This window comes from Ornatilinea apprima (genome assembly GCF_001306115.1).
GTDB lineage: Bacteria > Chloroflexota > Anaerolineae > Anaerolineales > Anaerolineaceae > Ornatilinea > Ornatilinea apprima.
Window position 1 is genome coordinate 23162 of the sequence record NZ_LGCL01000019.1, and the last position, 12475, is coordinate 35636.

The 12475-nt window shown below is 55.3% G+C and carries 9 protein-coding genes; 5 read left to right on the forward strand and 4 right to left on the reverse strand.

The genetic code is table 11. From position 1 onward, the window contains the following. Window positions 1-48: 48 nt before the first annotated feature. On the forward strand, window positions 49-432 hold the full coding sequence (locus ADN00_RS07055) for a phage holin family protein (protein ID WP_075062261.1): 384 nt from the start codon (window positions 49-51) through the stop codon (window positions 430-432). Window positions 433-512: 80 nt separating this feature from the next. Here ADN00_RS07055 and ADN00_RS07060 read toward each other — a convergent pair whose 3' ends face one another. Beyond that, window positions 513-3938: a glycosyltransferase family 39 protein gene (locus ADN00_RS07060; protein WP_075062262.1), complete on the reverse strand. Its 3426-nt coding sequence runs from the start codon at window positions 3936-3938 to the stop codon at window positions 513-515. A 240-nt stretch (window positions 3939-4178) separates the two neighbouring features. Then, window positions 4179-4850 carry an NBR1-Ig-like domain-containing protein gene (locus ADN00_RS07065; RefSeq protein WP_075062263.1) on the reverse strand — a complete coding sequence of 224 codons (672 nt, stop codon included), beginning with the start codon at window positions 4848-4850 and terminating at the stop codon, window positions 4179-4181. A 133-nt stretch (window positions 4851-4983) separates the two neighbouring features. On the opposite strand from ADN00_RS07065, the gene ADN00_RS07070 reads away from it, so the two are divergent. Next, the gene (locus ADN00_RS07070) at window positions 4984-6204 is read left to right on the forward strand and encodes an MFS transporter (RefSeq protein WP_075062264.1); all 1221 of its coding nucleotides are present in this window, start codon (window positions 4984-4986) and stop codon (window positions 6202-6204) included. Window positions 6205-6272: 68 nt separating this feature from the next. Then, on the forward strand, window positions 6273-7331 hold the full coding sequence (locus tag ADN00_RS07075) for an HAD hydrolase-like protein (protein WP_075062265.1): 1059 nt from the start codon (window positions 6273-6275) through the stop codon (window positions 7329-7331). Between the two features lie 86 nt (window positions 7332-7417). Here ADN00_RS07075 and ADN00_RS07080 read toward each other — a convergent pair whose 3' ends face one another. Then, a complete protein-coding gene (locus tag ADN00_RS07080; protein WP_160317480.1) occupies window positions 7418-8896 on the reverse strand; it encodes a serine hydrolase in 1479 nt (492 codons plus the stop codon). Window positions 8897-9153: 257 nt separating this feature from the next. Between ADN00_RS07080 and gmd the strand changes: the two genes are divergently transcribed. Together gmd and ADN00_RS07090 are read left to right on the forward strand one after the other, a co-directional pair. Continuing rightward, on the forward strand, window positions 9154-10221 hold the full coding sequence (gene gmd, locus ADN00_RS07085; RefSeq protein ID WP_075062267.1) for a GDP-mannose 4,6-dehydratase: 1068 nt from the start codon (window positions 9154-9156) through the stop codon (window positions 10219-10221). 107 nt (window positions 10222-10328) lie between these two features. Further along, window positions 10329-11354: an SDR family oxidoreductase gene (locus ADN00_RS07090; RefSeq protein WP_075062268.1), complete on the forward strand. Its 1026-nt coding sequence runs from the start codon at window positions 10329-10331 to the stop codon at window positions 11352-11354. 15 nt (window positions 11355-11369) lie between these two features. Here ADN00_RS07090 and mgrA read toward each other — a convergent pair whose 3' ends face one another. After that, window positions 11370-12362, reverse strand: a complete 993-nt coding sequence (mgrA, locus tag ADN00_RS07095) for an L-glyceraldehyde 3-phosphate reductase (protein WP_075062269.1) — start codon at window positions 12360-12362, stop codon at window positions 11370-11372. Window positions 12363-12475 lie beyond the last annotated feature (113 nt).

The window sequence follows — 12475 nt, forward strand, 5'->3', positions numbered from 1 at the left end:
TCCGTATATATACTAGACTTTAACCGTAGCGACAGGAGGTACGCGCGAATGAAACTGATTCTTCGTCTGGCAATCAATGCCATTGCTCTTTACACCGCCATCTACCTTGTGGACGGCATTGTTCCCCAATCAGAAAATTGGGTCTCTCTCATCTGGCTGGCTCTCATCTTTGGCCTGGTCAACGCCATTCTCAAGCCCGTTCTCACCGTCGCCGGATGCGGGTTCATCATCCTTACCCTCGGCCTGGGAACGCTGATCATCAACACCTTCCTCTTCTGGCTCGCCGGGGTAATTGGGCAGCAGTTTGGCGTGGGCTTCACCGTCACGGGCTTTGGCGCGGCCTTTCTGGGCGCGCTGATCACCAGCGTAGTCAGCTTCATCCTCAGCCAATTCCTCATAGATGACCGCGAGCGCAAGCACAAGCGCGACTGACCACCATAAACAGATGAAAAGCAAAAGGCGAAGCCAGCACAAAACCGGCTTCGCCTTTTCGTTTTGTCAAATTCTGATGATTATTCGGGCAACACAAACCGCAGCAGGCGGTTGTTGACCGCGTCGCTCACCCACACCCGGCCTTCCGCGTCCACCACCACACTGGCGGCCAGAGCGAAACCGTCCACATCCAGGCTGTATTGGCCCCAAGTCCGTTTGAATTCACCCTCCGGGCTGAACTGCACCACCCGGTATCCTTCGGGATCGACCACAAACACATCGCCACCCTTGCCCACTGTCAGATAGGGCTTGTTATCCAGCGACTCACCAAACCAGCCATACATATCAAATTCTTTCAATGGCGTGCTGAGCGTGCCATCGGCAGCCTCTCCAAACACCTGCACGCGCCGGTTCCAGGTATCCGCCAGGTATAAACGGCGCGCCTCGCGGTCAATGGCCAGGCCAACCGGCTCATCAAATTCGCCCAGAGCCAGCCCCTGCGCGCCAAACTGTGCAATGTACTTGCCATTTTGATCGAAAACCACAACGCGCTTGTTGCCCGTATCGGTGATATACACATAACCGTTTGCGTCCACCGCCACATCTCGCGGCCCCCAGAAGGCATCTGGGGCTTCAGCCGTGCCAAAGTAACCCCACATGGTTACAAACTCGCCCTCCGCGGTGAACTTCTGCACGCGGTGATTCCAGGTATCCGCCACATACACCGACCCGTCCGGGGCCACGTCCAGTCCCCACGGCTCATTGAACAAGCCACCCGGTGCTCCACCCGCCTGAATGGCATCGCCAAAACTGCCCCAGGCCTGCAAGAAATCGCCATTGGCATTAAAGCGCTGGATGCGGTGATTGCGCGAGTCGGCTACATACAGGCTGCCGTCCGGCCCAATCGCCATGTCGCGCGGCGCGTTCAGTTGGCCGGGCTCCGTGCCCGCGGTCCCGGCTACCCGGTCGGGGACCAGAGCCACTTGCCCGGCGGTGTATGGGTCTTCCACCACGCTGGGGGTAAATTCGGGCATCGCTCCGTAATTCCACATCTGCGCTAGAATATCCTTGCGTATATAGAAGCGCATCCGCGCGCTGGGCTGCCAGGTGGTAGCCGTCATGCTGGTATTGCCGGTCAAACGAGCATAATCCTTATAATCGCGGTTCAGCCAGATTTTGAAAATCGCCGCGCGCATTTCCGGGTTGCGTAAAGCGTCTCGAATGCGCTCCCAGGTCAGGCCGTAATAATCCTGGTTTGGCCACCAAAGCCGTATGTAATTGAAAGCCACGTAATTGTCTTTGACAATCGGCTCCATCTTATCCATAGAGGCGTCCCCCGCCACAATCAGCGGATAATCCGCAAGGTCGCGGGTTGGCTGATCCTGATACCAGCGGTGATTGGGATAATCGCGCAGATACCACCAGTATGGGTAGAGCATATCGTTGTCGTAGGCCACCATCACATCCAAGCCGCCCGTTGTGCGCTTGGAAATTTCCTCAATTTGCTTGAGAACTTCTTTGGGTCCGGGGGCGGCGTGCGCATATACCAGGTACTCGGTCGCGTAATCGTAATTGATGAACGAGGCCCGGTAGGCGGCCCGCGCGGTCAGCACCGCCAGCAGCGCGAAGAAGGCGTTCGCCGCCAGGCGCAGCACGTCTTTGCCCTGCCAATCCCGCAGCAAATAGGTGATCCCGCCGGCGCTCAACACCGTGCCGGCAAAAGCCAGTAAAAAGGTGTTGGTCGCCTCTAATTGAAACAGCTCATTCCCCTGGAACGGCGGCTGGCTGCCCAATAACTTGCCCATCAGCGCCGCGAAAGCCGCCGAAAATACCGGAATAAGCAATAGCGCCAGCAGACCCTCGCGTTTGAACAGTTGTTTCCACGGCGTCGTTTCGGTCAGATAGCCCAGTCCCCAGCCAGCCGCCAGTAGCAGCGGCAGCGCCACGTGTACAGTCAGCCAGGGCATTTTTTCGCCAGCCATACTGTAGGCCACCAGGCTGGTAACGCTCCAGAACAGCAGCAGGCTTAGGGTTGGCAGGCGCTTGCCAGGCAGGTCCGCGCCAAGAATGTCCGGATGATCCTCAACATTGGCCGCATCTTCGGTTGCTGGAGTCTCCCCAACAGCTTCTTCGACCGCGTCTTCAGAAATGCGCTCTCCCGGTCGGCCCGCGAAGCGGTTATGCCGCACGCCAAAATAAACCGCCAGCAGAGTTCCCAACGCGGCTAAAAATTCATATACCGGCACCTGAAGCGCCGCGTAGTAATACCAGGGCTGGCTGCCCCGTTGCACTTCCTGCTGCGAAAGCCAGTAACCCAGCGCGCCAATCAGACCGGTAAAGAATCCGTTTCCGTTGGTGAAGAAGGTGGTGTAAAAGACGGTGAAAATGGCATAAAACACCACCGCGTTTCCCACCCACAGGCGCGGGCGCCACCACAATCCGATGCCAATGGAAATCAGAGTCATCACCAGCAGCACCGCGCCGGTTTTCACCATCCCCGCCGAAGAGTAATCCAGCGGATCCCAGCCTATCATTTTCACCGGGAACGCGGCCAGTTGCGGCAGGATCAAGGTGCCAACCAGAATCATCAGGTCAAAGGCGCGCAAATCGCGGATGGGTTTCCAGCCCAACTTTTGAACCAGCAGCACCACCCCGATCACAGCCAGGGCCACCGCGCCAATAAACATCAGAATCTCAACGGTAAGACCAACCGCGCCCAGACCACCGGATGCCTCACCCCCCTCGACTGTCTTGACCAGCGAAGCGTTCCACGCCGCCAGACCCAGCGCGCCCAAGAAGAGCGTCAGGGCAATCACCATGAAGGTCAGAAAGCGGTTGCGCGCACGCGTGTCTTCCCAGCGGATGCGCGCCACCCCTTCCAGAAACAACACCCCCGTGAACAGCAGATATTGAGCGGTGTAAATGAAGGCGGTTTCTTTCGTCGCGAAATGCAGCGCGGTAACAATCGAAATCAGGTAGAGCGAGAATTTATCTCCCCGCTCCAGGTAACGCAAGATGCCATAAAGAATCAGCACCCCAAACAGCTCAATGAATGCTTCATTGCGGGTATAGCGCCCATAAAACAACATAAACGGAGAAATCAAGAACAACGCCCCGGCAATGATCGTACCATTCCGCCCCAAATAGCGCCGAAACCCGAACAGCACCGCGGCTACCGCTGCCACGCTGAATATCGCGGCGGGCACCCGCGCGCTGAAATCATTATCGCCCAGCAAGAAGTACGACAGCGTCACCAGGTGAAACTGCATCGGGCCGTGGGTTACCGGATCATGCCGATAACCATTTCCCGTAAACAGTTCCCAAGATGGCACCACATGATTGACTTCATCATGGCTCATCACCCGCGCGCCCAGGTCGTAGAAGCGGCTCACCAGTGCCAGAATCAAAATCAACGCGATCAAAACCGTTTCCACTTTGATTCGCGGCAAAAAAGATATGATCGGGCGGTCAAGCCAGGATGGTGTTTCTTGAATTTCAGTTTCCATGGATCTTTGTTCACTCTCCATTTCAATTAATGGAAATTGGCTGCTTGCAGGTTTGTTCTTCTGACTATACTTGAAAGGATGGGTTAAGGCAAGGTGACCCGCAGAACCTTCAGCAGCTTTTCCATCGCCGCTGCCCTCAACGCCCCTTTTAGCCTTCACCCGGCCTTGCAGCGCGACAAGTTAAAAAAGGCTGCCTGACCGTTGGACATTTCCAGCGGCAGGCAGCTCAGGTTTGAAACCCTATTTCTTAATTTTGAACGGGAAGTAGAATTCCTCAATGAATTGGCCCGAAGCATTATACAAATACCAGCGGGAGATGTAGGTTCCCTCTTCGCCTGGCAAAAAGGCGCGAATGTTGGCTTCCCATTTTTCACCCGGCTTAATTTCGCGGTCCAAAACCACTTCTTTCACCCCCGAAAGCGACTGGCCAGAGACAAACACCCACTTGTAACCCGGTTTCCAGGTAGTGGTGCCGGTGTTGGTAAAGCCCCAAGATAATAAAAATTCCTCGTTGGGCTTAAAGGTCTGGTTGTCACCCGGCTGGTTGTAACCCCAGGTAGCCGCGTCGCCGGTCTGTTTGCCGGGCGCAGGATTAGTGCTGCCAGCACTATAGGTGGGCGCGGAGGTGGCAGTCGCCACCGCGGTGGATTCTCCGCCTGAGCCAACTGGTGGCAGGGTTGGCAGAATTTCGGTTGGTGTAGCCGTTGGGGGAACCGGTGTGGCAGTCGGTTCCGGCGTTTGAGTGGCCGTCGGCATCGCCGCTGCTGTTTCTGTCAGTTGCGCCTGCACCGTTGATGCGGCTTGGGTATAAACTACATTCGGGTCAATTGTGGGTTCGGGCGTTCCAGCGCAGCCAGCTAAAACAAGGGCTGCGGCCATCACGCAAAAAGCGACAATCTTCTGTGTTTTCATCTCTAAAAAGTTTCCTTGCATCCAGTGGATATTCAATTGTAAAATTATACCAACTTTCCAATCTCTTGCGTGAAACCCGCCCGATCCTCCCCGGCATCCATCCCCATCTCGAAATTCGTAAGGAAACTGAACTATGAATCGCTCCAAAACCGCCCGTTACGCCATGTTTGGCATGCTTTACTTTGCCCAAGGAGCCATCCTCAGCTACTTTACCGCCCTTAATTCGCTTTACCTGCTCTCTTTCAATATCAGCATGAGCCAGATCGGACTGATGGGCACCATCGCTATGATCCCTTTTGTCATAAAAATTTTTCTGGGCATGCTCAGCGATAAGGTGAACTTCTTTCATCTCGGTTACCGCCGCCCGTATATCATCATCGGTTTGCTTGTTCAATCGCTCTGCCTTTTCATTGTTCCCTTCATCAACCCCGCCACCCATTTTGGCCTGTTCGCCCTCACCGCCTTCATTTTGATGACCGGTATGGCACTTTACGACACCTGCACCGACGGTCTGGCACTGGACACCACTCCCAAAGAAGAAGAAGGAGCCATTCAAGGCTTCATGGTTGGCGGGCGCGCCCTGGGAGTGGTGATCATCTCCGCCATCATCGGTATTGTTGCCGAGCGATCTTCCTGGACAACCGCATTCAACTCTCTGGCTGTCCTCACCTTGCTGCCGCTTCCGCTGGTTTTGATGGCCAGAGAAACTGAACGCTCCGCCGAGCGCAAGTTTGAATGGAAAGCATTTTCGGCCTTTACTCACCCCTCCGTCATCTCTCTCGCCCTCCTTGGCGCCTTGTATTCCCTCATCACTAACGCTGCCAATCAGATTGTCAACCCTTTCCTGCAAGCCGAGTTCGATATCAGCCTCTCTTCCGCCGGGTTTTTTACCACCATCTGGGGTGTGGGGGTAATCCTGGGCAGCCTGACCGGCGGGCGGCTGATCGACCGGATCGGGCAGCGCCGAGCCGTACATTGGGCCATCGGCATCTCGATTGGATCCATTGCGCTTCTGGCGCTCATTTTCAACCCCACCATGGCCTGGCCGCTGGTGGCCGCTTTTGGTCTGGCCTTCGGCTATTACGAAACAGTTTACTTTGCCATCTCAATGAACAAGAGCGATCCACGTATTGCCGCCTCCATGTTCTCTATCCTCATGGCTATTGCCAATATCGGAACTGGCATCGGACTTTCGCTCAGCGGATCTCTGGTTGATGCTCTCAATTACCGCTGGACGTTTTTCATCATCGCCGGACTGAACTTACTGGCACTACCACTTCTGGGGCTGATCTTTAAACCCGGAGAAGACCGCTCTGCGTCAGAATCACCCTCACCCGCCCACACCACGGAGTAAAAAGGATTCTTCGCTTCACGGATGACCCAAAGCTTGATCCAGTCTTACCCGGCAAAGGAGGCTTCGGCATGACCATTCTTGTCTTTGATTGGGGAAACACCCTGATGCGCGTCTTCCCCGAATACACCGGCCCCATGGTCCATTGGCCGGAAGTCGCTCTCATTCGCGGCGCAGATGACGCCCTTGCTTCTCTCTCTGGCCAATACCGCTTGGTCGTTGCCACCAATGCCCGCGAATCGTCCACTGAACAGGTGCGCGCCGCCTTACAGCGTGTGGACATTGACCGGTATTTCGAACAGGTATTCACCACCCACAACCTGAAGCAGAGCTGCAAACCTGACCCCGAATTCTTCAAAGCCATTGAGAATCAGCTCTCAGCCGCTCCCCACGACCTGCTCATGATCGGCGATGACTACTGCACGGACGTGCTGGGAGCAGTCCAGTGCGGCTGGCAGGCAGTGTGGTTCAATCCCAACCACCAATCCTCTGCCAGCCTTACTCCCTTCCACAGTATCGAAATCGATTCGCTCGCCCACCTGCCAGCCGCGCTCTCCAGGCCAACCCTGCCTTCCGTTCCAACCTGCCTTGGCTGGTTGCAAGAAGAAGGCTCTTCCTCCATGCTGCTCATTCATGTCCAAGTGGTTGCGGCCATCGCCTACCAGCTTGCCATCTGGCTGCGTGCCAACGGTCAAGTGGTCGATCCCATTCTGGCACACCGCGGCGGCCTATTGCATGACCTGGCAAAACTGCTCTCCCTGCGTACCGGCGCCTCCTCTGACGATCACGGACGGCTGGCGGCCCGCCTGCTGACCCAGCGCGAGCAACCAGAACTGGCCGAAATTGCGTACCGCCATCTGCTTTTCTGTCTGATTGATGAAGACCGCCGCCCACAGACCTGGGAGCAGAAAATTGTCTACTTTGCCGACAAGCTGGTAGAAAAATCGCAGCTGGCCTCTCTCGATGAGCGCCTTCAGGGTCTGCGCGAGCGCTATCCGCACCACCAGCAGCAAATAGACGCGGTTATTCCTGCCCTGCTTGAGCTGCAAGACGATATCTGCCAGGCTGCGGACATTCTCCCTTCCGAACTGCTGCCCTGCCTTAACAACGCCCTTCTCGGTGAAGAATAGTTGATAAGACCACAGCTCCCCCACCTCCGTTCAAAAAAGGAAATGGGGGAGCCGTGTTAGTTGTTATCGGAAACGTCGAAAATCCTTTACTCCAGATTGTAGTAATTATAGACCGCACGCGACAGGTTCGCGAAGAGCACATTCGCCGGGTCAAAAACCAACTGCACCGGCTGGTACATAAAGATCACCAGCACATAATCGCCCGCCGGCGAATAGACAATCGCCGCATTGCCCATCGTGTGCAAGTAACCATCATTCTCAATAATCCAGCCGTGCTTGTGCGCGATGCGCGTTCCTTCGGGGATGCCGGCTTTGATCAGCACCGCGATATCGTTCAGGGACAGAAAATCAAGCATTTGCTGGCATTCCGCCTGGCTGACCTGACCCGCGTATGCGGCTGTCAGGGTGCCTCCGCCATTGTTCGCGCACTGATATAAATCATCCATCAACATCCCGAGATCTGCCGGAGTGGTCTGGTTATATACATCCGGCTCGGTGTTGACGTCAGTGCGGGAGTTGGCCGGGGTTGTAAAACGCTGCAGCAGCGGCGCGCCAGGGTAAAAATAGCCCGCGATAAAGGTGTTTGCCAATCCGATCGCCTGCATATCTTCTGTTACCTGGAGCGGCCCCAGATTTAAATCCAAAACATTCTGCATTAATCGATCAGCCGGTCCATTCTCAGACTGCTCAATCATCAAAGCCATCTGATCCAGCACCGTTTGCGGCGTGGGCTCACTCACCCGCCGGAACGTGGAAGTCATTATCGGGATTTTCATTGTGCTGGCAGCCGTAAAGGCAATCCCCGGAGCCAGGTCTTCACCGTTCCGGTATGCGAAGTTCATTTCTTCGCGTGTCTTCAGATCCAGCATGTACATCTCAACCACACCGTCAAAGCCCGATACATCCACAATTTGCTTCAACAACACTTCCAGATTGACCAAAGACGGGCGCGGCGGCTTGACCTGGCTGTATGTAAGGTTAACCACTCGCGCATTTGGCGAGCGCAGCGCGTCTTCAATCAGCACCACCGCCCGGTCCATATCCAGAACAGTGCCGGGGTTGCCACTCTGAAAACTGGTTGTTCCCGGCAGCGGAATGGACGCCTCAGGCGGCTGGTCATAGCGCACCGCAATTTCATTTTTTAAATAGGTGCGCAGCCGCTCTTCCGAGATCGTCGCGCTCAACGGCACCGATTTGGGCGTCGGCAGTTGATTCCACAAATAGTCCCAAAAGGCGCTCCAGAAAGGTTGAGTGATGCGCTGCAAATCCGCGGCCGCCAGCATTTCGTCCAGCTTCAACTCGAACCCTACCACCTGCGGCTTCACTTGAATCACCGCGTCTCCATACCGCAGTTCCACTGGAACGCCATAGGCCTGCACCAGGCGTTCTGCCGCGCTTTCCTGGTTTAATCCGCCTACCGGCACGCCAGCAATCCTCATTCCAGGTGGAAAGGACGAGCGGATGCGACTATATTGCACCAGTTCAAAAACTGTCAAAACCAGCGCCATTAAGATCAGCGCCATAGATAGCCAGCGTAGAATTAAAAGTCCTAATCGACCTCTCACCATTTTCTCCATTTCGCGTTCGTTTGCGTTAGCCGATTCTACCAACAAAAAAGAGTTTCATCAAACCACCGCACTTCCAATTCCAGTCTCTACATGATCACGTGCTTCTCCCTTGAGAATGAGCGAAAACCGAATCGCTTCAAAAGGTTCGCTTGATTGACAGTTTTTTCTGCCGTGGTTATACTTACCTTTGCTTGATCATTGGTCATGCAATCAACTCTAAGGGGGAAGGGTTTGCCCCACATTGGGAGGTTTTTTTGAAAAAAGCGATTATTACCGGCATCACCGGGCAAGACGGTTCGTACCTGGCAGAGATGCTTCTATCCAAAGGATATGAAGTTCACGGCATGATCCGCCGCGCCAGCACGTTTAATACCGGCCGCATTGACCACCTGTATCACGACCCGCATGGTAACGGCGATAAGGTCAACCTTTACCTTCATTATGGTGATCTTTCTGCTCCTCAATCTCTAACCGACCTGGTTTACAACGTCCAGCCCGATGAAGTGTACCACCTTGCCGCCCAGAGCCACGTGCGCGTCAGTTTTGACATGCCCGAATATACCGGCGATGTGACCGGTCTGGGCACGACCCGCATCCTTGAAGCCCTGCGCCGCAGCGGCAGCAAAGCCCGGTTCTACCAGGCTTCCACCAGCGAATTGTTTGGCAGCGCCAACCCGCCCCAAAATGAAGATACGCCCTTCCTGCCGCGCAGTCCGTACGCCGCGGCTAAAATGTACGCCTATTGGATGGTGCGAAATTACCGTGAAGCCTACAACATGTTTGCGACCAACGGTATTCTCTTCAATCACGAATCTCCCCGCCGCGGCGAGACCTTTGTAACCCGCAAAATCACCCGCGCCGCCGCTTCCATTCTGGCCGGCCGCCAAAAAAACCTCTACTTGGGCAACCTCGACTCGAAACGCGACTGGGGATACGCCCCGGAATACGTTGAGGCCATGTATATGCTGATGCAAATCGACCAGCCCGGTGATTTTGTGATTGGCACCGGAGAAGCGCACACCGTCCGCGAGTTTCTGGATGAAGCGTTTGGCTACATCAACCTCGATTGGCACGACTACGTCCACATCGATCCGCGCTACTTCCGCCCCACCGAGGTTGATTACCTCTTGGCAGACCCGACCCGCGCCAACCAGATGGGCTGGAAGCCGCGCGTTACCTTCCGCGGTTTGGTTCGCATTATGATGGACGCCGACCTGGAAGCACTCGGTCTACCCAGCCCCGGCGAGGGTAAACGCATCATTAACGAGCAGTTTGGCGATTGGCACTGCTGGGAACACCAGATTATGACCATGGACCGCTGACCAGCGTGCTGATACGATCACAACCAAACAATCACCGCCTTACCCGGCGGTGATTGTTTACCAGCGGTGGGGTACCTATTCAGACAAAACCGTAAGGGAGATGGATAATGAAAGTTTTATTCATTGGTGGAACCGGCAACATCAGCGCCAGTGTCAGCCGTCTGGCCGTCGAACAGGGCATACAGCTCTACCTGCTCACGCGTGGACAAACCCCCGTCCATATTCCCGGCGCGCGCGTTCTCACCGGAGATATTCAAAACGTCAGCCATGTTCAAGAGCTGCTCTCCGGGCATCAATTTGACGCGGTCGTCAATTGGATCAATTACACCCAGGATCAGGTTGAGCGCGATGTTCATCTTTTTGCTGGCCGCACCCGCCAATACATCTTCATCAGCTCCGCCTCGGCGTACCAGAAGCCCGTTCTCAACCCCATCATCACCGAGCAGACGCCCCTAGAAAATCCTTATTGGGAATATTCGCGCAACAAAATTGCCTGCGAGAATTACCTCATGGACGCATTTCACAACGCGTCTTTCCCGGCTACCATCGTCCGCCCCTCTCACACTTACGACACCATTCTACCGCTTGTGCTGGGCGGAGGCGCTACCTTCACCCTCGCCGACCGCATCTTGCGCGGCCAACCGGTCATCCTCCACGGTGACGGCAGTTCCCTATGGACGCTTACCCACTCTCAAGACTTCGCCCGCGCCTTTCTACGTCTACTGGGCAACACCGCAGCTATCGGTGAGGCTTTTCACATCACTTCGGATGAAAGCCTGACCTGGAATCAAATTTACCTGGCCCTGTCAGAAGCTCTGGGTGTGAAAGCGCGCGTGGTGCATGTGCCGTCTGATTTCATCGCCCGCGTCGTTCCCGACCGCGGCCCCAGCCTGTTGGGCGATAAAGCCTGGAGCGTGATTTTTGATAACACCAAAATAAAACAGTTCGTGCCGGGCTGGCAAGCGGTGATTGCCTTCCGCGATGGCATCCGCGCTACCCTGAACTGGTTCCAAGCCGACGCACGCCGTATGGTCATCGACCCCAAAATCAATCAGGATACAGAGAAGATTCTCGCCGCTTACCGCCGGGCTTATGATGACCCCGAAGAAATCATCTCCGGCTGGCAGCCCTGATCTGAATCTGGCAGGTTAATCCTCCAGAATCCGATCTATCGCCGCCAGCTCTTCCTTACTGAAGATGATGTTTTCCAGGCAAGCCACCACATTATCAATTTGCTCTTTGCGCGACGCGCCGATCAGCGCTGAGGTAATCACCGGGTTTCGCAGCGTCCATGCAATGGCCATCTGCGCGGTTGATTGTCCCCGCGCGCGGGCGATTTCGCGCAGCTTTCTTACTTTTTCAACCTTCTGCTCGCTCACCTGATCCGGTTTCAAAAATCCGTGCGGTTTCGAGGCACGCGAACCTTCTGGAATTCCTTCCAGATATTTATCAGTCAGTAAACCCTGCGCCAGCGGACTGAAAACAATGCAGCCCATGCCTTCTTCTTCCAAGGCACTGGTCAGGCCGTCTTCAATCCAGCGATCAAACATATTGTAGCGCGGCTGGTGAATCAGGCAGGGTGTGCCTAAATCGCGTAAAATGGCCGCCGCTTTACGGGTGTCTTCGGGGGAATAAGAAGAGATGCCCGCGTAGAGCGCCCTTCCGCTGCGCACAATAAAATCCAGCGCGCCCATCGTTTCTTCCAGCGGCGTGTCGAGGTCCGGCCGGTGGGAATAGAAAATATCCACATAGTCCAGGCCCATGCGCTTCAAGCTTTGGTCGGCGCTCGCCACCAGATATTTGCGCGAGCCCCATTCGCCGTACGGGCCGGGCCACATGCGGTATCCGGCCTTGGAAGAGATGATCAACTCATCTCGAAATGGTTTCAAATCCTTCTGCATGATGATGCCAAAAGTCTCCTCAGCCGATCCAGGCGGCGGGCCGTAGTTGTTCGCCAGATCAAAATGGGTAATTCCCAGGTCAAAAGCGCGCAGCACCATGTCCCTGGAGTTTTCAAACGTATCCACACCGCCAAAATTGTGCCACAGACCCAGGCTGATCATCGGCAGCATCAGGCCGCGCTTGCCGCAGCGCCGGTATTCCATCATCGCGTAGCGGTTTTCTTCCGGTTGGTAAACCATGTTTTCCGACCTCCTATTAATAAAGATGGGTTTGAAGTAATTCTATTGTAACCACAAAGCCCTCAGATACAAAAAACCCGGCCGCTAATCATCGGCCGGGCAAACATCGATTC